We start from the raw sequence: 22,867 nt of genomic DNA on the forward strand, positions 1-22,867 counted from the left end.
CGGCCTTTTCATTTACTGGCGCTGAGATACAGCCAGCGGGTCGGCTTGTCGTCGTAGCCGCCGCCATCGGCTTCGTTGATCGCGATATGCCTCCAGCCTCCGGCAACGAGCAACTCCTGCAGCCATTCGCTCGAAGGATAGTTGTAGTAGCGACCGAAGCTGTCATGGCCTTCGGCGGTACCGGCCTTGAAGCTCGCGTGGAAGACGCCGTCCTGCTTCAGGGCGTTGCGGATGAGAGTGAGGATGGTGGGGAGATCGGCGCGAGGCACATGCAGGAGGCTTGCCTCCGCCCAGATGCCACCGAATTCCTCGCTGGCTGATAGATCTTCGAAGCGCATGACCTTTACCGGCCTGCCGACCAGCTTCTCGGCCTGCCGGGCAAGCGCAGCCGAGCCATCCGTCGGAGTGACGTCGAAGCCCTTGGACAGCATGTAGGCGCAGTCCTGTCCACCACCGCAGCCAAGCTCCAGGATGCGTGTCTGTTCGGGGAGGGCGGCCAGGAAGGCATCGAGCCTTGTCGCCTTTGGCTTGCGATCGCGGGTGGCGTAAGCCTCGGCGTTGTCGTCGTAGAAGGAGATGGTCATAGATTCTTCTCGATATAGATCACCCGGTCCAGGTTCTTGAAATGGGCGTCCAGTGTCAGGACATCGGTATCGTGCAATTCGGCGGTGGCGTAGATGATGGCATCTGCAAGCGCGAGCTTCCGCCTGGCCGAGACTTCGGCAGCGCGGCGGGCGAGCGCCGTATCGAGGGGCGCGATGATGCAGGTGGCTGTGTAGGCGAAGAAGGAATCGACGGCGTCCTCACCACGTTCGCGCTCCAGCCATTTAGCGAGTTCGAGTTGTACGATAGTCGGGACGATACATTCTGTGCGCACGGGCATTTCGCCCTGCAGGCGGTCTGTTGCCGGGCCTTGTGTCAGCCATTCGATCCAAGCCGAGCTATCGACGACGCGCATCAGAACCGGTCTTTCCTGTCGCGATAGTTGGCGGGGTCGGCGCCTTTGGCCATGCCCTTGAGATCGGCGAGTTCGGGGACGGGGATGAGCAGGACGCCTTTGCCCTTGGGGATGAAGACGAATTCCTGGCCTGCGGACCAGTGCTGCTGTTCGCGCACTTCCTTCGGAATGGAGATCTGGAATTTTGCGGAGAGAGTTGTGGTTGCCATTCTTACCTTTCCTCTATCGATCATTAGATAGTAAGAATTTGGCTCGTTGCGGTCAACGGCGAACCGTTTCCAGCAATTAAAAACCGGGCATTAAGCCCGGCTTCGATGTTGTCGCGCTGTCGCGGGAGATCTACGTCGGGAACGCAGCAGCATTCCCGGACTTCAGATCAGAGAACACGGCGCGTCCAGCCGCGCTCGTCGTTCGTGACGCCCTTCTGCAGACCGACGAGCTGTTGGCGCAGTTCTGATGTCAGCTTGCCGGTCTGGCCGTCTCCGACCTTGAATTCGCCGTCGGCGTGGCGAACCAGGCCGATGCCGGCCAGCACCGCGGCTGTGCCGCAAGCGAAGGCTTCGACGAGTTTGCCGCTTGYCGCATCGGCCTGCCATTCCTCGAAGGAGTAGGGGCGCTGTTCTACGCGCAGGCCTTTTTCTTCAGCCAGCACGATGACCGAGGCGCGGGTGATGCCGGGCAGGATCGTGCCGCCGAGCGGCGGGGTCACGACCGTTCCGTCGTTCATCACGAAGAAGACGTTCATGCCGCCGAGTTCTTCGACCCAGCGATGCTCTGCTGCGTCCAGGAAGACGACCTGATCGCAATCCTTCTTCGCCGCTTCGGCCTGGGCCACCAGGCTGGCTGCGTAGTTTCCGCCGCATTTTGCGGCACCGGTGCCACCGGCGGCTGCGCGGGTATAGGCGGTTTCGACCCAGAGCGAGACCGCCTTCGCGCCGCCCTTGAAATAGGCGCCGACCGGGGAGGCGATGATGCAGAAGATATATTCCTGCGCCGGACGAACGCCGAGGAATGCTTCGTTGGCGAACATGAAGGGGCGAAGGTAGAGGCTGGCGTCACCTGAGGGTATCCAGTTCTTGTCGACGCGAACAAGTTCTTCAACCGCCTTCAGGAAAAGTTCCTCCGGCACGGCAGGCATCGCCATGCGGGCCGCCGACTGCGCGAAGCGGCGGGCGTTTTCTTCAGGCCGGAAGAGCAGGATGCGGCCATCGTCTGCCTTGTAGGCTTTCATGCCTTCGAAGATTTCCTGCGCGTAGTGCAGCACGGCGCTCGCAGGATCGAGCTCCAGAGGCCGCCTCGCCGTTACCTTCGCATCGTGCCAGCCCTTGTCGGCAGTCCATCGTGCCAGGACCATATGATCCGTGAAGATCTTGCCGAAACCGGGCGTTTCCAGTGCCCGGATTCGGTCGGCATCGGAGACGGGAGACTTGTGGAATTCGATCTTGATTTCAGGAGAGGTCGACGTCGCGGTCATTGCTGGCACCTTGATAGTCCATTGAATAATGGCCGGCACACTACTGCTGCCGGACCGGTTTTGGAAAGGTCTGAATCAGCCGGTTTCGGCTTTTGATCAGAGGAATAATCGCGTGATGTGCCGAACTTTCACGCAACGAGGCAGGCATTCGGTTTGGTTGTGTGAAATCTCTGATGTCAGCCCGATCGACACCAGGGCTTTCAAATATAAGACCTCCAATCTTGTCACAGTGACAAGAAAATAGGTCAGTATTGTTGACATAAATTTCACTGCATGGTGAGCTGCTGATATTATAAAAATATGAGGAAACCCCATGCTGAACTGGGACAATATGTTTGCGACGCGCTCTTCACGGATGCGCGCCTCGGAAATCCGCGAGCTTCTGAAACTTCTCGACCGGCCTGACATCATCTCCTTTGCCGGCGGCATTCCCGACCCGGCGCTGTTTCCGGACAAGGAATTCAAGCAGGCTTATGCTGACATTTTCGACAGCTCGGCCGTCAACTCCGCCCTCCAATATTCGGTCTCGGAAGGCTACAAGCCGTTGCGCGAATGGCTGGTCAAGCAGATGGCGGACCTCGGCATTCCCTGCGCGCTCGACAATGTCTTCATCGTCTCTGGCTCGCAGCAGGGCCTCGATTATCTCGGCAAGCTGTTCCTGTCGCCCAACGATACCGCACTCGTCACCTGGCCGACCTATCTCGGCGCGCTGCAGGCTTTCAATGCCTACGAGCCGTCCTATGACCAGCTGACGCCCGGCGGTAACCGCACGCCGGATTCTTACCGCGAGGCTGCAGCGCAAAAGGGCGGCAAGGTGAAATTCGCCTATCTCTCTGCCGATTTCTCCAACCCGACCGGCGAGACCGTCGACCGCGATGGCCGCGAGAAGGTTCTGAAACTTGCCGAAGAGCTCGACATCGCCGTCATCGAAGACGCCGCCTACCAGTCGCTACGCTATAACGGCGATCCGATCCCGCCGATCCTGGCGCTGGAGATTGCCGAAAAGGGCCATATCAACGATACGCGCACGATCTATTGCGGCAGCTTCTCCAAGACGCTGGCGCCGGGTCTTCGCGTCGGCTTCATCGTCGGCAATGCGCCTGTCATTCGCAAGCTGGTGCTGATGAAGCAGGCGGCCGATCTGCATTCCTCGACCATCAACCAGATGGCGATTTCGGAAGTTGCCGAACGCGGTTTCGATGCACAGGTCGCCAAGGTCAGGGCCGCCTACAGCCAGCGCCGCAACAGCATGCTGGCGGCACTCGAGAAGTACATGCCTGCAGGCTCGCGCTGGACGAAGCCGGAAGGCGGCATGTTCATCTGGGTCACGCTGCCGGAGGGTATGGATGGCGCCAAACTGCTGGCCAAGTCGTTGGAAAGCGCCAAGGTCGCCTTCGTTCCCGGCCAGGCCTTCTTCGCCGATGGTTCGGGTGCCAACACGTTCCGCGTCAGCTTCTCCTGCGCCAACGAGCAGATGATCGAAGAGGGCATCAGCCGTCTCGGCAGGCTGATCGCCAGCGAGATCGGCTGATACCGAATATTGGTCTGGGCGGCGATCAGAAAATCGTCGTCCAGCCTTCGTTTGCGGTCTCGCTCTTGCCGTAGCCGACCCGGTCGGCAATCGCGCCATCGGCGTTGAGCAGGATGATGTCGCCGCCCTTGTTGGCAAGCTGCGGGCCGCCATTGTCAGGGTCGAGCGTGATGGTGCGGAATTCGCCCGAGGCGAGGGATCCCGTCAGCTTTTGTTTGCGGCCTTCACCATCTTCCAGCGACCAGCCTTCGATCGACATCGCGACATCAGAGCGGTTGACGAGCGTCACCGTCTCCTCCTCGGTGCCGTCGGCGCGGTTCACGGGATTGATCTGATCATGGCGGCGACGATACGCAGCGACGAGGCGACGATCGGCTGCGGCCGACGGGTGCCTTCACCGCGGCCCTGACCGCCCCTGTTGTCGCCGACCGGATGGCCGGTGTTGGCATCGGTGTTCCAGTTTTGCGACTGGAAGCCGAGGAAGATCGCTGCCCAGTGGTCCTCATCCGAAAAATGGATCAGAAGTGCGCCGTCCTGATTGGGCGCGTTGGTGGCGCGGAAACTGCCGCTGTCGCCCTGATTCATATGGATATCGTGAATGCCGTTGCCGGGCTCGAAGCCGAAATATTCATCCGGCTTGTTGTTCTCCGGCCCCCAGGCTTCGCCGAAGGCGTAGAAGTGGATGGACTTGTCGGCGATGCCTTCCTGCACGATCGGTTCGATGAAATCGCGCAGATCGTTCTTCGGCCCGTCGAGCTGGAAGGGCGCCACGTCCATGTCCTCGCGCTCGATCATGCCGCCGCGCACATAGTCGATCGCCAGATCCTTTCGGTCGCCTCTGATATCGGTCAGACCCATAGGCAAAGCGGTGAGTTCTGATGTCAGCGTCTCGTGCTGGAAATCCATGACATTGGCATAGAGCAAGTCGTGCGGCGATTCCTTCGAGCGCACGTTCATGGCGATGCGATAGCTGACGCCACCGGCCTCGATGCGGATTTCGATATGCGGATCGTTGTCGTCGTCAAGGGCGAGCGCCGAAGCCGTACCCTTCAGCACCTTGTAATTCCGGAGCATGGTGAACCTCGTGATGGGGGCAGGGGTTCACGATAGCATGGCGGAAATGCATCTTTTGTGACGCTGATTTTCCGCCATGCAATGCTTTGGAGAGCTTACTTCTTCAGGTGCGGCGCGAAGAGTTCCATGTCGGCTTCACTCAGCCTGTCATTCGCCGTGTTGAGCTGGTGCCAGTAGGGGTAGATCACCGGCGGTACGCTGACATCGTCGAGGCGCTTGCGCTCCTCCTCCGAGAGCTTCAGATCGGCGGCGGCGAGGTTGTCCTTGAACTGAGCCTCTGTGCGGCCGCCGATGATGACAGACGTGACCGCCTTGCGGCCGATCAGCCAGGCGAGTGCGACCTGCGCTGCCGAAACGCCGCGTTCCTCGCCGATTGCCACCAGCGTTTCGACGATGTTCCAGAGGCGGTCTTCGTCGCGGATCGGCGGTTCGGTCCAGCCGGCGAACTGGCGGGTGCCTWCGGGAGCGGCGGCATTGCGGCGGTGCTTGCCGGAGAGAAGACCGCCGGCGAGCGGGCTCCAGACGAGGACGCCGAGGCCCTGATCGATGGAGATCGGCAGCAGTTCGTATTCGGCGTCGCGGGCTTCCAGCGTGTAGTGGATCTGCTGGCTGACGAAGCGCTGGTACTTGTGTTCGTTGGCGACGCCTAGCGCCTTCATGATGTGCCAGCCGGAATAGTTCGAGCAGCCGACATAACGCACCTTGCCCTGCTTGATCAGGGTATCGAGCGCTTCCATGGTTTCTTCGAGCGGCGTCTGGCCGTCCCATTCATGGACCTGATAGAGGTCGATGACATCGGTCTTCATGCGCTTGAGGCTCGCCTCGCATTCGCGGATCAGGTGGTAGCGCGACAGGCCGCGGTCGTTCGGGCCATCGCCCATGCCGAAGCGGGCCTTGGTGGCGAGCAGCACTCCATCAGGGCGCTTGCCGCCGAGCACTTCACCGATGATATTTTCGGATTCGCCGGAAGAATAGACATTGGCCGTATCGATCAGGTTGACGCCGGCATCGAGGCAGATATCGACCATACGGCGGGCTTCCTGCGCGCCGAGATCGCCGACCGTCTTTGCCCAGCCGACGCCGCCGAAGGTCATCGTGCCCATGGTTGCAGTGGAAACTTTCAGGCCGGAACGGCCGAGCAAACGATATTCCATTGAAATTCCTCCTCATGAAAATGGCCTGATTGACGTACCGCAGGGCAGCTGATCGTCAAACAGCAAAACGTTCACGCCTCCGTGAGATTACGCTCTTGCCGACGCTTGCGCGAGGACAATAGCCAGCGGATTTCGACACGAGGTCGGCGAGCAGACTTCGGGATAAACGCTATTTTTTTGTCCGCAGCGCGAGGATCATATCTGCCGCGACTAGCGGTTGATTTCGTTCCATAGCGCGTGACAGTTCACGCACAAAGCCCGGGCTTTCATTTTTGCTGACTGCGTCGAGCAGGGCCTGGCGAGCGGAGCTGCAGGAGTTGGCGGCGATCAATCCCAATTCCAATGGCGAGCCTTGTTGCGGGGCATAGGCGACTGCGCGCGACAAGAGGCAGTCCTGATAGGCTACCCCCTCGGGATAATCCTTCAATTCTTTGGACGGTTTATTGGCTGTCGTCTGACATCCGGCGAGAATCGCACAGGCAAGCACGGTCGCAATACAGATCTTCATTGGGGCTCCAGCGTGTTGAAAGCGGATCGGGCATCGCAGAGCCGTAGATGATTCAATCTAAAGTTTATATGATTTGCTTTTACCCCTATCGGAAAAATGCGTGTTTTGTTGAGAAAGCAGATAGGAAGGCGCGGCAATCGGCTGGCCTGGTTGACCAAGCCGAGGCCGCTGTGCCCTGTCACATCGCTGTCAAACGCCCCTAATAAGGGAGGGGTATCGCAATCCGAGGGTCATCCATGAAAACGCTAGTTTCCGCCGCTGCATTGCTTGCCGCGAGCCTTCTCGCCGTCCCGGCTTCCGCCGCCAATCTCGTTCTCTACACCAGCCAGCCGAACGAAGATGCGCAGGCGACCGTCGATGGTTTCATGGCCGCCAACCCCGATATCAAGGTCGACTGGGTGCGCGACGGCACGCCGAAGATCATGGCAAAGCTCCAGGCTGAAATCCAGGCCGGCAATCCGGTTGCCGACGTTCTCTTGATCGCCGATGTCGTGACGCTCGAGCGCCTCAAGGAAGACGGCAAGCTGCTCGCCTACAAGTCGCCGGAAGCAGCAAACTACGACGCTGCTCTCTATGACGCCGGCGGTTATTACTATTCCACGAAGCTGATCACGACCGGCATCATGTACAACACGTCGGCTGCCATGAAGCCGACGAGCTGGAAAGATCTTGCCAAGCCGGAAGCCAAGGGCCTCGTCACCATGCCGAGCCCGCTTGCTTCGGGTGCAGCTCTTATTCATGCCCAGACGCTGGCCGCCGTTCCCGGCCTCGGCTGGGATTTCTACAAATCGCTTGCCGATAATGCTGCTGTCGCTTCCGGCGGCAACGGCGTTGTCCTGAAGTCCGTCGCCACTGGCGAAAAGGCTTACGGCGTGGTCGTCGATTACCTGCCGATCCGCGAAAAGGCCAAGGGCGCTCCGGTTGAATTCGTCTTCCCGAGCGAAGGCGTTTCGGCTGTGACCGAGCCGGTCGGTATTCTCGCCAGCGCCAAGAATGCCGATGCCGCTAAGAAGTTCGTCGACTACGTTCTCTCCGAAAAAGGCCAGGAAGGCTTCCTGAAACTCGGTTATATTCCGGCCCGCAACGGCATGAAGCTGCCCGCAGGTTTCCCGGCACGCGACACGATCAAGGTTCTGCCCATCAACGCCGCCGAGGCGCTGAAAAATACCGACAAGGACCTGAAGACCTTTACGGATCTCTTCGGTTCGAAATAATAGACCCATGCAGGGTTATGTACGTGCAGGGAGCAGCCAGCCCGTCTGGCTGTTTCCTTTCATTGTTTCAGTGGTTCTCTTCCTCAGCGTGCTGCCTCTGGCACGGCTCGCGGTCGTCGGCATTTCCGCCTTTGCCAATGGCGGCGTCATGGTGGTTCTCTCCGATCCCATGGTCTGGTCGGCGGTCTATTACACCATCGTCACGGCCATCCTCGGCACTGTTATCTCGCTTATCGTCGGCTGCGGTTTCGCCTATCTGCTGACGCTGACGGACATCCCGGCCAAGGGGCCGCTCAGCTTCTTCTTCGTGCTGCCGATGATGATCCCGCCGCAGGTGACGGCGCTTGCCTGGGTGCAGATGTCGGGACCGTCAAGCCCGCTTCTGAAGGCGCTGCATATTGCGCCGCCGATGGGATCGCCGCAGCCGCTCTATTCGGTTGGCGGTATTGCGCTGCTCTATGGCGTGCAGCATGCGCCGCTTGTCTATCTGGCGCTGAGGGCAGGGCTGATGACCCTGCCGCGCGACGGCGTGGAAGCGGCGCGGCTGTCGGGCGCATCGAGTCTCAGGGTGTTTCGCGATATCATCCTGCCGCTGTCGCTGCCGGGCGTCATTGCGGGGGCGGCAATTTCCTTCGTGTCCTGTACCGGCAATTTCGGCATTCCCGCCATTCTCGGCATTCCGGCCTCGATCTTCACGCTGCCGACGCTGATCTTTTCGAAGTTCACCGCCTTTACCGGCCGCACCTTCGGCGATGTGGCGCTGCTCTCTGCCATCATCGCGCTGATCTCTGTCGCCGGCCTTGCCATCCAGGACCGGGCGTTGCGCGGGCGCGATTACCGGGTGATCGGCCTGTCTGGCGCAACGGCCGCCTTCGAACTCGGCGGCTGGAAGCTCATTTTCACGCCGCTGCTGTGGATCGTGCTATTCTTCATGCTGGCGGCACCCTTCTTTGCGTTGGTGGCCGGCGCATTGGTGCCGGCTTACGGCGTGCCGCTGACTTTCAAGACCATGACGTTTCATGCCTTCGAGGAGATCCTCTTCCGGCAGGCGGTGACACGCACGGCCTTCGTTAATTCGCTGTCGCTCGCGAGCGGGGCGGCGGTCGGACTGCTCTTCGTGACGGTGCTGGCTGCCTATGCGCTCACGCGGCGCAGGGATACGCTCTCGCGAATCGTTTCCAGCCTTGTCGAGATTCCCTATTCGCTGCCGGGCATCGTCATGGCGGTCTGCTTCATTCTTGTCTTCGCCGCACCCATCCCGGTGCTGAACGTGACGCTCTACGGCACGGTCTGGATCATTCTCATCGCTTATTTCTCCTCCTTTTTCGCCGTCAGCCTGAAGCCTGTGGTCAGCGCCTTTCATCAGCTCGATCCGGCACTGGAAGAGGCGGCACGGCTTTCGGGCGCCGGCTTCTTCCGGCGGCTGAAGGATATCATCGTGCCGCTGATTGCCCCGGCGGCTGGTGCCTCGGTCATCCTCGTCTTTCTGATCGCCTGCAACGAGCTGACGATTTCGGCGCTGCTCTGGTCGGCTGGCACGCAGACGCTGGGTGTCGCCATCTACAATCTCGATGACAGCGGCAGTTCCGACCTTGCCTCGGCTCTGTCAGTGCTCGTCGTCTTCATGGTCGTCGCCATGATGCTGCTTCTGGAGCTTCTGGCGAAACATCTGCCCAAGGGAGTGGTGCCGTGGCGAAGCTGATCCTCAATCAGGTTGCCAAGGATTTCGGCACGGGACGGGCGGCGGTCAGCGGCTTTTCGCTCGACGTGCGCGAGGGCGGTTTCCTGGCGCTGCTCGGCCCCTCCGGCTGCGGCAAGACGACGGTGCTGCGCATGATTGCCGGCTTTGAGACGCCGAGCGATGGTTCCATCCATCTCGGCGAGCGGTTGCTTGCCGATGCCTCGCAATCGCTGCCGCCGGAAAAGCGCAACATGGCGATGGTCTTCCAGTCCTATGCGCTCTGGCCGCATATGAGCGTGGCAGACAATGTCGGCTATCCGCTGAAGGTGCGCGGCATCTCCGGCGAAGTCTACAAGGCGAAGGTGCGCGAAGCGCTATCGACTGTTAGGCTCGTCGATTATGCCGAACGGCGGCCGGCCGATCTCTCCGGCGGCCAGCGTCAGCGCGTGGCGCTTGCCCGCTGCCTGGTGACATCGCCCGATGTCGTGCTGCTCGACGAACCGCTCGCCAATCTCGACCGGCATCTGAAGCAGGAGATGGAGGAAACCTTCCGGGAGTTTCACCAGCGCTCCGGTGCGACGATGATCTATGTGACGCATGACCAGAGCGAGGCGATGGCGCTGGCCACCGACGTCGCCGTCATGTCCGAAGGACGGCTGTTGCAGGTGGCGCCTCCGGCCGAGATCTATGCACGGCCGGAAGGGCGCATGGTCGGCGGGCTGATCGGCCGCGGCGCGATCGTCACGCTGCCTGTCATGGGCAGCGAACGTCATCTGGAATGGGACGAGCTGGAAGATGCGCTGGTGGCCGCCAATACCGATGGCGCCGATATACTGGTGCGTCCGGAAGATGTTGTTATCGGCGGCGAGGGGGCTCCTGCGATCGTCGAATCCGTGCTCTTCGAAGGCGAGCGTTATGCGGTGAAGCTGACGCTCGGCAACGGCCAGGCGTTGCGCGCCTACAGCCGCGTGGTTGTCGAGACCGGCGAGGCGGTGCGCGTCGTCATCCGCGCCGGCTGGCGGCTTTGAGGGACAATAGGCTTTGCTAGCCGCTTATTCGTGTCTAGTAATGCCCTGATGCCAACCGGGAATGCCTGATGTCGCTTCGCCTTGCTACTTTCAATGTCGAGAACCTGCTCACCCGTTTCGACTTTACAGGCTATCGCAACCAGCTTCGACAGGATCGCGTCATCAAGCTCTTCGAGGTCAATAACGAGGGCACCTATCAGCAGCTGGAGCAGGCGCGGGTGATCGCGTCGACCGACGATACGCGGCAGATGACGGCGCTCGCCATCGCCGATGCGGATGCCGATATTCTCTGCCTGCAGGAAATCGACAATATGGCTGCACTTCAGGCCTTCGAATATGGCTATCTCTATCGCATGGTCGGCAATGGCTACCGGCAGAAATACCTCGTCGAGGGCAATGACAGCCGCGGCATCGATGTCGCCGTACTGATGCGCGAGGAAACGCGCGACGGGCAGAAGATCGAGCTCAAGGATATCAAGAGCCATGCGATGGTGACCTATCGCGATTTCGACCTCTTCGATGAAGAGATCGGCAAGACCAACCGGCTCGACGACAAGGTCTTCAAGCGCGATTGCCTGGAACTGGACTTGAGGATCGGCGGGGTGCCGATGACGCTTTATGTCGTTCATTTCAAGTCGATGGGCAGCCCGCGCGACGGGCTGGACGGGCGGCAATCGACCCTGCCGATCCGCCGGGCCGAGGCGCGTGCCGTTCGCCGAATCATCGAAAACCGGTTCGGAGCTGCGCATACGGCAAGCAAGAACTTCGTTATCTGCGGCGACATGAACGACTACCAGGAGCGCGTCGACGTCATCGGCCGGCGCACCATCGGTTATCGCTTCGAGCATCAGGACGAGGTCGAAAGCGCGCTCGATGTGTTCAGTCAGGATGGCTTTGCGGAAAATGTCGTGCGTCGCCGCGAGCCGCTTGATCGCTGGACGCTCTATCATTCGCGCGGGCCGGAGGAGCAGTGGCTCTGCCAGCTCGATTATCTCTGGCTATCGCCCGCCMTTGCCGCCGCCAACGCCAAGCGCATCCCTGAAATCATCCGCCACGGACAGCCCTACCGTACCATCTTCCCGCCCGGGCAGGAGGTGGAGCGCTACCCGCGCACCGGCTGGGACAGGCCGAAGGCATCCGACCATTGCCCCGTCGTCATGACACTGGATCTCTTATGACACCAAACTTTTCAGAAGATCTTTCAGCCTTTCCGCCGGAACAGACGGTGTTTCCGATCGCAGGCTCGAATCTGCGCGTACTCGATGGCGATCACCCGCTGCTCGTTGAGAACAGACCGGCGATCCGCGAGAACTGGGAGCGGGAAATCGCCGCCAATCCGGCGCTCTTCGATGGTCGCATGGTATTGCAGCACCGGCTGAAGCTCTCCCGAGAGGGGATTGCGAGCGAGGCCTATTCCGTTCCGTTCTCGACCTTCATGTGGTGGCGTAGGCAGCCGGAGCGGAAGGGCGCCATTCATCTCTTCGCCTATCCGGTGCTGGAATCAGCCGACGGTGCGCTGGTCGCGATTCGCATGGGCGCGCATACGGCCAATGCCGGCCAGGTCTATTTCGCCGCCGGCTCACTGGAGCCCGAGGATATCGTTGACGGGCGCTGCGATATCGACAGCAACATGGCCCGTGAGGTGATGGAGGAGACAGGTCTCGACCTCTCCGATGCCGTTGCAGGTGACGGGCTCCACGCCAGCCACATCAGGCGCTCGGTCTCGATTTTCAAGCTTTTCCGCTTCGATATGACGGCCGACGAGATGGTCGATTTCATTAGCCGTCATATGCTGGTTGCCGAGGACAAGGAAATCGCAGGCGCTGTTGCGATCCGCTCCGCCGATCCCAAGGCTCAGCCTTACAATGCCGCCATGCTGCCGATCATCGACTGGTATTTCACAGGCAAGCGGGCCTGAAGCTTGCGCTCGGGCGTCCCGTCGGGCAGGTTGGCGGCTCGATGACCGATTCAGGGAGGCCGATGTGGCGTTAAGCTACAGTGTCTATGACGTGTTCACCGACATCAAGCTTGCCGGCAATCCGCTGGCCGTGATCTTTGACGGCGAGGGACTTGAGGACACGGCGATGCAGGCGATCGCCCGCGAAACGAACCTGTCCGAGACGGTGTTCGTGCAGCCGGCCGACAATCCCGCCTATACGGCGCGTATCCGCATCTTCACGCCTGGCCGTGAACTGCCCTTTGCCGGTCATCCGACCGTCGGTACGGCGATTGCGCTGGCGGAGAAGGCGCATGGGGCGGGAACAATCGACCTCGTTTCGGTACTGGAGGAAAATGTCGGGCCGGTGCGCTGTGCCGTCAGGCTGCGGGAAGGTGAGGCGAGCTTTGCCGAATTCGACCTGCCGCGCAAATCGCACCAGATACCACTGCCGCTCGACAAGCTCGGCATTGCCGACGCGCTATCGCTGAAGACGACCGAAATCGGCTTCGAGAATCATGTGCCGTCGATCTGGAGCGCAGGCGTTCCCTTTCTCCTGGTGCCGGTCCATGACGTCGGCGCGGCAGAGCGCCTGGAGTTCGACCCGCAGCTCTGGGAAAAGACGGTGCCCTTCGTCGATGGCGCGCTCGCCTCGGCCTATATCTACTGCCGCGGCGGCGTGAACCATGTGGCCAAGTTCCATGCTCGCATGTTTGGAAGCGGCATGGGCATTTCCGAGGACCCGGCCACCGGCTCGGCAGCCGCCGCTCTCTCGGGCGCGATCAACCATTTCGACCGGCTGACGGATGGGCATCACCCGCTCCTCATCGAGCAGGGTTTGGAAATGGGCCGCCCGTCCTTCATTCACCTGCATATGGATATCGAAGGCGGCGCTATTTCGAATGCCCGGATCGGCGGCCAGGCAGTGCGGATTGCGACCGGCACGCTCGACCTTTGATTTCATTGGATTTCCGGCACCTGACAAAAAAACTTCGCAATTAACCAAAGAATTTTCGACAGGGCGCTAGACAAGCCGGACGATCCTATTTATATGCCCCGTCACACCGCGCAGCCAAGCGCGGACGGGTGATTAGCTCAGTTGGTAGAGCAGCTGACTCTTAATCAGCGGGTCGTAGGTTCGAGCCCTACATCACCCACCACTTTCTCCTTCAAAGAGAAGAGAAGCCAGAAACAAAGCCTTTGATATCAAAGGCTTGTTGGCTTTTTCTGTTTTTCTGATTCCGGCGCCTCCGTTGGCGGGAATCAGCGAATTGCCCTTTCCAGACATTCTGCCCTTGCCCGAAGTCGTCTCCGGTATTTAACTCGCTGGAGCGAAGTCCTTGCTGCGGTATCTACCCTCGCAACCCTATCCCCGGAGGAGTGCCCAATGAGCGGTGACAAAGAGAACAATGTCGGCGCATATCGGCTGGATGAGAAGGTGCTCAATGTGCTCGGTGCCTATCACCAGCGGATCGACGAGGAGCGCGGCAATCCGCGCCAGGAGGCGCCGGGCGGACGCGACGGCGGGCAGGATCAGCGGATGCGGGCGGTCGGCCCCGAGACGGGGCGGTTTCTCAACATTCTCGTCCGGAGCCTGACGGCGCCGACCATTCTCGAGCTGGGCACGTCTTTCGGTTATTCCGGCATCTGGCTCGCCGAGGCGGCACGGGCGACCGGCGGGCGGCTGATCACCATGGAAGTGCACGGCTATAAATCTGCGCATGCGCAGGCAATGGCGGAGAGGGCAGGGCTTGGCGACCATATCGATTTCCGGGTGGGCGATGCGGTCGCGATGATCCGCGAATTGCGGGGCAAGGTCGATTTCGTGCTCGTCGATCTCTGGAAGGATCTCTATCTGCCGTGCCTCGAAGCCTTCTATCCGAGGCTCAATGCGGGTGCGATCGTCGTTGCCGACAACATGATTTATCCGGCGACAGAAGACGTGACGATCTATGCTCGGGCCATCCGCGGCAAGCCCGGGATCACGAGCGTGCTGCTGCCGGTCGGATCGGGGCTGGAGGTCAGCCGCTACGAGCCGGAGTGAGTCTCAGACGGATTTTCACCAGAGGCCGGGAAACAGCCGGTACTTCACCTTGCGGCAATAATCCTCATAACCGGGCAGGTCCCGGCGCAGATGGCGCTCCTCGTCGATGAGGCGCAGGATCAGGCCGACGAAGATCAGCGGTACGATGACGAGGCCCCACAGGGAGGCCAACGCAAGCGGAATGCCTGATGCAAGCGGCAGGACGCCGGCATACATCGGGTGGCGCACGAGGGCGTAGAGGCCTGTGGAGACGACCTTCTGGTCCTCGGAGACCTGGATGGTGGCCGACGCAAAGGTATTTTCCCTGAGAACGAAGACGACGAAGAGGAAACCTGCCGATATCAGCAGGTTGCCAAGAATGATTGCCCACACCGGGACCGCCGACCAGCCGAACCGGTAATCGAGCACCGAGACGATGATGAGGGCGATCATCACCACGCTGGTGAAGAGCTGGATGCGCTTCTGGACCGGCTCCGTTTCGGCGGCCGGGCCGGCGCGCATGCGCTTTTCCAGAAGTGCCGGGTCGCGATAGTAGAAATACACCGATGAGCCGGCCGACCAGGCGGCGAAATTGGCGATGAAGAGCCAGCCCTGCCAATAGGCGAGCGTGCCTGCCACCAGGAAGACCATGACGGCGAGGGCCACCAGGAACTTGGCGTTGGCTTCGGCGGCCCTGCGGCCGAGATCGGGTGCTGCATTCTGCATGACACCTCCTTGTACTCATGATCCGCAATCCACTTTGCGGCTTCGCCTTTAGAATATGCAAAGCAGACGCGTGATATCAAACCACCGCCGGAGGCACGGATTCCGATCATCAGGGCAAGGGTGCTCTGTCTTGTGTGCCTTCAGGCGATTGATCATGCTGCCCTGCGGGGATTGGGAGATTCGGTGGAAATGGGCAAATCCGTTGATGGTGCTGACGTGAAGACGAAGCTTTCCATCGTCGCGCCCTGCTACAACGAAGCCGAGGGGCTGAATGAGTTCTGCCGGCGGGCGCGGGCGGCAGCGGAGGCCGTAGCCGGCCAATCCTTCGAGATCATCCTCGTCGATGACGGCTCCAGCGATGATACGTGGGACGTCATATCGGGGCTTGCGGCAGACATTCCGCAGGTGCTCGGCGTCAAGCTTCTGCGCAATCACGGCCACCAGCTTGCGGCGACCTCGGGCCTTGCGGTGACGCGCGGCGAGCGCGTGCTGCTGATCGATGCCGATCTTCAGGATCCGCCGGAGCTGTTGGCGCAGATGATGGCGATCATGGATCAGGGGGCCGATGTCGTTTACGGGCAGAGGAGCGAGCGCAAGGGCGAAACGAAGTTCAAGCTTGTTACCGCTTCGGTCTTCTACCGGCTGCTGACGCGGCTGACGTCCATCTCGATCCCGCAGGACACAGGCGATTTCCGGCTGATGAAGGCGCGCATTGTCCATATCCTCCTCAATATGCCGGAGCGGCATCGCTTTATCCGCGGCATGGTGAGCTGGATCGGCGGCAGGCAGGTGGCACTGCGTTATACGCGCGATGTCCGCTATGCCGGCTCGACGAAATATCCGCTGCGCAAGATGATCCGCTTCGCGATCGATGCGATCACCAGTTTCTCGATCATTCCGCTGCGCATCAGTGCCTGGATGGGGCTTATTTCGGCCGTCTTCGCGGTGGGGCTTTTGGTCTACACGCTCGTGCAATGGTTCGAAGGCAATGTCATCACCGGTTGGTCAAGCATCATGGCTGCCATATCGGCCTTGAGCGCCATCCAACTGATCGCGCTCGGCACGCTCGGCGAATATGTCGGCCGGCTGGTGCAGGAGCATAAGCGCCGACCGATGTTCATGATCGACTGCGTGGTGCAGGGCGAGGTCACGTCCGAGCTGCCGGATGATTTTTCCGAACTCGATACTGCCAGCCGCAGATCCGAACTCGGCAAGCTTTCGCCGGCAAGTGTGACCGCGAAGCCGATTGAGACGGCTGTTGGACACTGATATCGATTGTTGCCGAACATGTTGACAAAAAATTCAGCCTTGGCGGCAATTGACCTTTCCGATCTGGCATAAGCGGCGTATGCAGGCTGAACTCCCTCCGCGCGGCTTGTCTCCTCGTTTTCCCGCCCTTTCCCGCGCATTCAGGAATTCGCATTGGCAGATCGATGACTGCAGTTCAGACGGATGAGAAGACAGATGGGGCGGCAAGCGTCCGCCAGGCCAAGATCGTAGCGCTGGTCGTTGCTGTTTCCTTCTTCATGCAGATCCTCGACGGTACGATCGTCACCACCTCGCTGCCGCAGATGGCGACGAGTTTCGGTGTGCAGCCGGTCGCCATGAGCATCGGCATCACCGTCTACATGCTGACCACGTCGGCCTTCATTCCGCTTTCCGGCTGGCTCGGCGACCGGTTTGGCGCGCGGCGCGTCTTTCTCGTGTCGATTGCCGTCTTCACCTTGGCATCGCTGTTCTGCGGCCTGTCGGGAAGCCTGACGGAGTTCGTCATCGCGCGCGCGGTGCAGGGCGTCGGCAGTGCGCTGATGACGCCGGTGGGGCGCATCATCGTGTTGAAAAATGCCCGCAAGTCCGAGCTGGTGCAGGCGATCGCGCTGATCACCTGGCCGGCGCTGACCGCACCCGTCGTCGGGCCGGTGCTCGGCAGTTTCATCACCACCTATGCAAGCTGGCACTGGAATTTCCTCATCAATATCCCGATCGGCCTCGTCGGCATTGCGCTCGTGCTGCGCTTCGTGCCGGAGCAGCGAGAAGAGCGCGTCGGGCCTCTCGACATCAAGGGCTTCTTCCTGAGCGCGGCGGGGCTGACCTCGCTGCTTGCGGCGCTCGAACTGTCGGTCAAAGGGCAGGGCGGGTTCGTGCCGCTCCTCGTGCTGCTTGCCGCCGGCATCGTCCTTTCCGTCATGGCGACGCGGCACTTTCTGCGGGCCGACAATCCGCTGCTCGATCTCTCGGCCTTCAAGGTTCAGACCTTCTCGATGACGACGCTTTCGGCGGGCACGGCCTGCCGAGTCGCGATCAATGCCACGCCCTTCCTGCTGCCACTGCTCTTCCAGCTCGGTTTCGGCCTGAGCTCGATTGCCGCCGGCACCTATCTGCTGGTCTATTTCCTCGGCAATCTCGGCATGAAGGTAGTGACGACGCCGCTCCTGCGGTTCTTCGGCTTCCGCAACGTGCTCTTCTTCAACGGCATCATCGCTGCCGCCTCAATCGTCGCCTGCGGCTTGCTGACGCCGGAAACGCCTGCGATCATCATCTCGGCGCTGCTCTTCATTGCCGGGCTTTCGCGGTCGATGGAATTTACGGCGCTCAATACGCTCTCCTTTGCCGATATCGGCCCGACGCAGAGAAGCTCGGCCTCGACGCTGTCGAGCATGTTGCAGCAGATTTCCATGCTGCTCGGCGTTGCGGTGGCGGCGGCCGTGCTCAACATTTCCTCGGGGCTTCGGGGTGCAGCGGACCCTGTTCTCGGCGATTTCCGCTGGGCGTTCTTCGTCGTCGGCATGATCGGCTTCTTGTCCTGCCTGCGCTTCCTGCAGCTTGCTGCCGATGCGGGTGCCGAGGTTTCTCACCACCGGCGCTTTCAAAAAAGCTGACTTTCCGCGGAACCATTTGCCTTCCCTTGCGTTTACGGCACTGATTTTCAGTATTCGTGTTCGCGATTTTTTAGAGGGCTTCCGGCCGCAGCCGGGAAGGGTCGACATTCTCGATGGCATTCTCCTTCGATCTGCCTGGCGTCAGGCATCACATGATACCAAAGGCTAGGTGCTGTTTACGCGCGCCTGTCCATGCAATACGACAGTCTCATGCAGAAAGACTCGGCGGCCTCACAGCCGGTATTGCTGCGGGAAAATGCCCGGAGGCAGAATGAGCGAGTCCAACGGCGATACGGGTGGAACGATCCGTATCCTCTATATCGATGACGATGAAGCGCTGGCGCTGCTGATGCAGAAGAATCTCGGCCGCCGCGGCTTTACGCTCGAATGGGCAAGCGACGGAGCTTCCGGCCTTGCGGTGCTTGCCGAAGGCGGCATCGAGGCCGTCGTTCTCGATCATTTCCTGAAGGCCGAAACCGGGCTCGATATCCTGCCGCGCATCATCGCGATGCCCAACCATCCGCCTGTGATCTATGCCACCGGCTCCGGCGATACGAGCATTGCGGTCGCAGCACTGAAGGCCGGCGCAGACGACTATGTTCTCAAGGGCATTTCGCCCGATTATTTCGATCTTCTGGCTGCCGCCCTCGAACAGGGGCTGGAGCGGGCGCGCTTCCGCCGTGACACGGCGCAGGCGCAGGAGGTGATCCGCCAGCAGCGTGACCATGCGGAAATGCTGCTTGCCGAAGTCAATCACCGCATCGCCAACAGCCTCGGCCTCGTCGGCGCGCTGATCCGCATGCAGTCCTCCATGACCAGCGACCAGGTAGCGATCGACGCTCTGCAGGAAACGCAGATGCGTATCAATGCGATCGCCAGCGTCCACCGCCGTCTCTACACCAACCGGCAGGTCGGCACGGTGCAGGTGGATGAATATCTGAGCAGCCTCCTGACCGAGCTCGAAGCCTCGATGCGAGACGAGAAACGGCCGCATCGCGTGGTGCTGACTTCCCAGCCGGTCAATCTGGCGACCGACAAGGTCATCACGCTCGGCCTCATCGTCAGTGAACTCGTCACCAACGCCTTCAAATATGCCTATCCGGATGGTGTTCCCGGCGAGATTACCGTGATCGTCGAGCATGAGAGCGATGTGCTGCGTGTGACGGTCGAGGATGCCGGCCGCGGCTTCGAGCAGGACGGCCCGCCGAAGGGGACCGGTCTCGGCACAAAGATCCTGACCGCCATGGCCTCCAGCCTGAAATCCGAACTCGTCTATGATCCGGAGCATCGCGGCACGAGAGCGATGCTGGTCTTTTCCGTAAGCTGACGTAGCTTTTGTAGTCTGGTTCGGTTTTCGTGAGCTGACGTGGTCTTTTTTGTAAGCTGACGCTTGGGGGAGCATCATGAATACGGATAGCGTCTGCACGCCGGGCGAAGTTTATGATTTTTGGTTCGTTCGCTGCAGCCGCAAGGAATGGTTCAGCTCGACTGCAGAACTGGACGAGGAAATCCGGGCGCGGTTTCGTGCCACCCACCTGTCGCTTGCCCTTGAAGTCACCGAGGAATGGCGCTCCAGCCCCGAGAGCCGGCTTGCGGCCGTGATCGTGCTCGACCAGTTTCCACGCAACATCTACCGCGCGACGCCACTTGCCTTTGCGACCGATGGGCTGGCGCTGCGCGAGGCGAAGCTTGCGCTTGCCAATGGTGCGGATCAGTCGGTGGAGGGTATCCTGCGAACCTTTTTCTACATGCCGTTCGAGCATGCAGAAGATCTCGTTGAGCAGGATCGCTCGGTGGCACTTTTCACAGCGCTCGGCGACGAGGAGTTTCGTGATTATGCGCTTCGCCACCGCGAAGTGATCGCGACATATGGCCGTTTTCCACACCGCAATGCCCTTGTCGGGCGCGAGTCGAGTGATGCCGAACTGGCCTATCTCGCGCTTCCCGGTTCCGGTTTCTGAGCTGCCACCTCGAAATTCCGCCTTTCTGTCGCCTTTCTTTCCTATAAGAAGCGGTCAATTACCTGATGAGACGAATCCACGCGGGGGCTTCTTGCGCTTGATACACTGGCTGCTTCGCACCGTTCTTCTGCTTTCGCTGGCTGTTGCCGGCCTGCATTTCGATGGAAGGGCCGCTTCTGCGCAGACCCCGCAGCCGGCGGCTGAGGCTCAGACCCAGACGACGCCGGCCCAATCGGCTCCGGTTCCGGCGGCTCCGGCAGAGGCTGCGCCGGCCGAGGCGCCGCTCGCCAGTACCGGCCTCGATCAGGCGCTGAAGGATATCGACAAGGCGAAGAACGAGCTTGCTTCGCTGCAGGACCGCGTCAAGCAGAATGTCGACGATGACGACGGTCTGGTGGAGCTTGCCGGCAAGACCGACGAGCTCGGCCGCACCGTCATCGCCACGTCCGTCAGCCTGCGGCCGCGGTTCGACCAGATCAAGAGCCGCCTTGCCGAGCTCGGCGAACCGCCGAAGGACGGGCAGCCGCCGGAAGCGCAGATCGTCACCGAAGAGCGTAACGCGCTGACGGCCGAGCGCTCGCAGATCAACGCCGTCACGGGTGACGCGGAGAATCTGTCGATCGCTATCACCAAGCTTTCCAACGTGATCACGGCGACGCGCCGCCAGCTTTTTGCCGATACACTGTTCCGGCGCACCGAGATCTCCGTCTCCGTCTTCGACGATGCGACCAGTGCCTTCGTGCAGGAAGTGAGCGAGTTTTCCCAGACGCTTTCGAGCTGGATTACCTTCGTCTGGAAGTTCAAGGCCCTGTCGCTGTTTGCGGCGATCTTCCTGTCGCTCGCGACGGCCCTGATCCTGCTCTCGGGCGGCTACCGGCTTTTCGGCCAGTATCTGCGGCGCGACGTCAATGTCGAAGAACCTTCCTATATCAGCCGTCTTGCCTTTGCCTTCTGGTCGACGCTGATCCGCACGGCGGCGCTCGATGTGCTGCTGGTGACGTCGCTGATCTTCCTCGACGGCTTTAATGTGCTGAGGAGCGACATCACGCCCGTGATCGCCGCGCTCTTCGGCTCGATCGGTCTCGTCTATTTCGTCGGCCGCTTCGTCAATGCGGTCTTCGCGCCGAATGATCCGTCCTGGCGCCTGGTGCGCCTTTCCAATCTCGGCGCGCGCTCGGTCGGCTACTGCCTGATCGCCATGGCGGTGGTCAACGCGCTCGACTATCTCTTCGGCGCCATCGGCGAGGCGATGGGCTCGCCGCTGGTTTTGACGGTCGTGCGCAGCCTGCTTGCGGCACTGATCATCGGTCTCATCCTGATTGCCGTATCCTTCGGAAAGCCGATGCTGGCGAGGAACGGCGATCCCGATGCGCCTGGCCGCCACTGGCCGCGCGGCATGGCGATCCTGTTGCGCGTCTTCGGTGCCGGGCTGATCCTTGCTGCACTTTCGGGCTATGTGGGCCTGGCACGTTTCGTCGCCACGCAGCTCATAATCACCAGCGCCATCGTGGTGACCACCTATATCGGCCTGCTGCTCGGCAAGGCGATCTCACGGCAGGACAATTTCGGCGATACGTTCCTCGGGCGTTTCCTGGAAACCCGCTTCAAGCTCGGGCCTGTTGCGATCGACCAGGTGGGTCTGGTTGTCGGCCTGCTGATCTATGCGGTCGCGCTCTTGACCGGCATTCCGCTCATCCTGCTGCTCTGGGGCTTCCACGTGCAGGATCTGCAGCTGCTTGCTTACAGGCTGTTTACGGAAGTCCGTCTCGGCGGCATCAGCATTTCGCTGCTCGGCATCTTTACCGGCATCCTGCTCTTTGCCGGCGGTTATCTCGCGACGCGCTGGGTGCAGAAGTGGCTGGACAGCAATGTCATGGCGCGCAGCCATGTCGATCTCGGCGTGCGCAATTCGGTGAAGACGGGCATCGGCTATCTCGGCGTCGGTGTGGCCGCCATCTTCGGCGTTTCGGCGGCGGGCATCGACCTTTCCAATCTCGCGCTCGTCGCCTCGGCGCTGTCCGTCGGTATCGGTTTCGGCCTGCAGAACATCGTGTCGAACTTCGTTTCCGGTCTGATCCTGCTTGTCGAACGTCCCTTCAAGGTGGGCGACCATGTCGTGTCCGGCACGGCCGAAGGTATCGTCAAGCGCATCTCGGTGCGCGCCACCGAAATAGAGACCTTCCGCAAGCAGTCGATCATCGTGCCGAATTCCGAACTCATCAACGGGCTCGTCGGCAACTGGACGCATCGCAACAAGATCGGCCGTTCGGAAATCCCGGTTTCCGTAAGCTACGAGGCCGATCCGCGAAAGGTGATGGATATCCTGCTGGAACTCGTTTCCAAGGTGCCACTGGTGATGCGCAATCCGGAGCCGCATGTCGAGTTCCTGCGCTTCGGCCCCTATTCGCTGGATTTCGAGCTGCGCTTCTTCCTCGCCGACATGGGTGACGGCATGGCGGTGCGCAACGATCTCAGGATCGAGATCCTTAGGCGCTTCAGGGCGGAAGGCATCGAGATCCCGCTGCCGCAGAGCGATCTGACCATCCACCGGCAGGCGAATGCCGAGGCGGAGAAGGCGCTTGTCCAAAAGCCTGATGAGCCCGAGGACGCCGCGGCCGAAAATGAGGCCAGGGACGACGAGACGGTGGAAGACGAGCAGCCGGTGCGCCAATTGCGCAGCAAGGCGGCCGATGGCAAGCTCAAAGGCTGAACGGGGCATT

At 60.9% G+C, this 22,867-nt stretch carries 20 protein-coding genes, 1 tRNA gene and 1 pseudogene; 14 read left to right on the forward strand and 8 right to left on the reverse strand.

The window, feature by feature from the left end:
* Positions 1 to 8 precede the first annotated feature (8 nt).
* The 4 genes from AC1D35_RS00750 to AC1D35_RS00765 all read right to left on the reverse strand — a co-directional run bounded on the left by AC1D35_RS00750 (position 9) and on the right by AC1D35_RS00765 (position 2,432).
* Complete coding sequence (locus AC1D35_RS00750; RefSeq protein WP_113311154.1) at positions 9 to 584, reverse strand: class I SAM-dependent methyltransferase; 576 nt, start codon at positions 582 to 584, stop codon at positions 9 to 11.
* Complete coding sequence (locus tag AC1D35_RS00755; RefSeq protein ID WP_113296700.1) at positions 581 to 958, reverse strand: type II toxin-antitoxin system VapC family toxin; 378 nt, start codon at positions 956 to 958, stop codon at positions 581 to 583. The genes AC1D35_RS00750 and AC1D35_RS00755 overlap by 4 nt, the downstream gene beginning before the upstream one ends.
* Entirely contained in the window at positions 958 to 1,167 is a 210-nt protein-coding gene (locus AC1D35_RS00760; protein ID WP_113311153.1) for an AbrB/MazE/SpoVT family DNA-binding domain-containing protein, read from the reverse strand. Before AC1D35_RS00760 ends, AC1D35_RS00755 begins: the two co-directional genes overlap by 1 nt.
* Before the next feature lie 167 nt (positions 1,168 to 1,334).
* Entirely contained in the window at positions 1,335 to 2,432 is a 1,098-nt protein-coding gene (locus tag AC1D35_RS00765; RefSeq protein WP_477938165.1) for a branched-chain amino acid aminotransferase, read from the reverse strand.
* A 313-nt stretch (positions 2,433 to 2,745) separates the two neighbouring features.
* Here AC1D35_RS00765 and AC1D35_RS00770 point away from each other — a divergent pair, with 313 nt between their 5' ends.
* A complete protein-coding gene (locus AC1D35_RS00770; RefSeq protein WP_113311151.1) occupies positions 2,746 to 3,963 on the forward strand; it encodes an aminotransferase-like domain-containing protein in 1,218 nt (405 codons plus the stop codon).
* 25 nt (positions 3,964 to 3,988) lie between these two features.
* Here the strand turns inward: AC1D35_RS00770 and AC1D35_RS00775 are convergent.
* The 3 genes and pseudogenes from AC1D35_RS00775 to AC1D35_RS00785 all read right to left on the reverse strand — a co-directional run bounded on the left by AC1D35_RS00775 (position 3,989) and on the right by AC1D35_RS00785 (position 6,699).
* Positions 3,989 to 5,037: pseudogene (locus AC1D35_RS00775) on the reverse strand (DUF2278 family protein).
* A 95-nt stretch (positions 5,038 to 5,132) separates the two neighbouring features.
* A complete protein-coding gene (locus tag AC1D35_RS00780) occupies positions 5,133 to 6,191 on the reverse strand; it encodes an aldo/keto reductase (RefSeq protein WP_477938166.1) in 1,059 nt (352 codons plus the stop codon).
* 169 nt (positions 6,192 to 6,360) lie between these two features.
* Complete coding sequence (locus AC1D35_RS00785; RefSeq protein ID WP_113296706.1) at positions 6,361 to 6,699, reverse strand: hypothetical protein; 339 nt, start codon at positions 6,697 to 6,699, stop codon at positions 6,361 to 6,363.
* Positions 6,700 to 6,935: 236 nt separating this feature from the next.
* On the opposite strand from AC1D35_RS00785, the gene AC1D35_RS00790 reads away from it, so the two are divergent.
* From AC1D35_RS00790 to AC1D35_RS00825, 8 genes are all read left to right on the forward strand, one after another.
* Positions 6,936 to 7,913, forward strand: a complete 978-nt coding sequence (locus AC1D35_RS00790; RefSeq protein ID WP_113311149.1) for an ABC transporter substrate-binding protein — start codon at positions 6,936 to 6,938, stop codon at positions 7,911 to 7,913.
* Between the two features lie 7 nt (positions 7,914 to 7,920).
* Entirely contained in the window at positions 7,921 to 9,615 is a 1,695-nt protein-coding gene (locus tag AC1D35_RS00795; RefSeq protein WP_113311148.1) for an ABC transporter permease, read from the forward strand.
* On the forward strand, positions 9,603 to 10,622 hold the full coding sequence (locus AC1D35_RS00800) for an ABC transporter ATP-binding protein (RefSeq protein ID WP_113311147.1): 1,020 nt from the start codon (positions 9,603 to 9,605) through the stop codon (positions 10,620 to 10,622). Before AC1D35_RS00795 ends, AC1D35_RS00800 begins: the two co-directional genes overlap by 13 nt.
* Positions 10,623 to 10,690: 68 nt before the next feature.
* Positions 10,691 to 11,800, forward strand: coding sequence for an endonuclease/exonuclease/phosphatase family protein (locus tag AC1D35_RS00805; protein WP_477938167.1), 1,110 nt, complete (start codon positions 10,691 to 10,693; stop codon positions 11,798 to 11,800).
* A complete protein-coding gene (locus AC1D35_RS00810; RefSeq protein ID WP_113311145.1) occupies positions 11,797 to 12,540 on the forward strand; it encodes an NUDIX hydrolase in 744 nt (247 codons plus the stop codon). The genes AC1D35_RS00805 and AC1D35_RS00810 overlap by 4 nt, the downstream gene beginning before the upstream one ends.
* A 64-nt stretch (positions 12,541 to 12,604) precedes the next feature.
* Positions 12,605 to 13,516, forward strand: coding sequence for a PhzF family phenazine biosynthesis protein (locus tag AC1D35_RS00815; RefSeq protein ID WP_113296712.1), 912 nt, complete (start codon positions 12,605 to 12,607; stop codon positions 13,514 to 13,516).
* Between the two features lie 126 nt (positions 13,517 to 13,642).
* Positions 13,643 to 13,718, forward strand: a tRNA-Lys gene (locus AC1D35_RS00820).
* A 227-nt stretch (positions 13,719 to 13,945) separates the two neighbouring features.
* On the forward strand, positions 13,946 to 14,602 hold the full coding sequence (locus AC1D35_RS00825; protein WP_113311144.1) for a DUF1442 domain-containing protein: 657 nt from the start codon (positions 13,946 to 13,948) through the stop codon (positions 14,600 to 14,602).
* Positions 14,603 to 14,617: 15 nt separating this feature from the next.
* Here the strand turns inward: AC1D35_RS00825 and AC1D35_RS00830 are convergent, their stop codons facing one another.
* Positions 14,618 to 15,307 (reverse strand): methyltransferase family protein, encoded by a 690-nt coding sequence (locus AC1D35_RS00830; protein WP_113311143.1) that lies wholly within the window; start codon positions 15,305 to 15,307, stop codon positions 14,618 to 14,620.
* Positions 15,308 to 15,496: 189 nt separating this feature from the next.
* On the opposite strand from AC1D35_RS00830, the gene AC1D35_RS00835 reads away from it, so the two are divergent.
* The 5 genes from AC1D35_RS00835 to AC1D35_RS00855 all read left to right on the forward strand — a co-directional run bounded on the left by AC1D35_RS00835 (position 15,497) and on the right by AC1D35_RS00855 (position 22,857).
* Positions 15,497 to 16,576, forward strand: coding sequence for a glycosyltransferase family 2 protein (locus AC1D35_RS00835; RefSeq protein ID WP_113311142.1), 1,080 nt, complete (start codon positions 15,497 to 15,499; stop codon positions 16,574 to 16,576).
* Between the two features lie 164 nt (positions 16,577 to 16,740).
* Positions 16,741 to 18,186 carry an MFS transporter gene (locus AC1D35_RS00840; protein ID WP_113311141.1) on the forward strand — a complete coding sequence of 482 codons (1,446 nt, stop codon included), beginning with the start codon at positions 16,741 to 16,743 and terminating at the stop codon, positions 18,184 to 18,186.
* A 271-nt stretch (positions 18,187 to 18,457) separates the two neighbouring features.
* Positions 18,458 to 19,513 (forward strand): histidine kinase dimerization/phosphoacceptor domain -containing protein, encoded by a 1,056-nt coding sequence (locus tag AC1D35_RS00845; protein ID WP_113296717.1) that lies wholly within the window; start codon positions 18,458 to 18,460, stop codon positions 19,511 to 19,513.
* A 76-nt stretch (positions 19,514 to 19,589) separates the two neighbouring features.
* Entirely contained in the window at positions 19,590 to 20,147 is a 558-nt protein-coding gene (locus AC1D35_RS00850) for a DUF924 family protein (protein WP_113296718.1), read from the forward strand.
* 91 nt (positions 20,148 to 20,238) lie between these two features.
* Positions 20,239 to 22,857 carry a mechanosensitive ion channel family protein gene (locus AC1D35_RS00855; protein WP_113311140.1) on the forward strand — a complete coding sequence of 873 codons (2,619 nt, stop codon included), beginning with the start codon at positions 20,239 to 20,241 and terminating at the stop codon, positions 22,855 to 22,857.
* The last annotated feature ends 10 nt before the right edge of the window (positions 22,858 to 22,867 follow it).

Source organism: Rhizobium sp. P1_E6, from assembly GCF_056405875.1.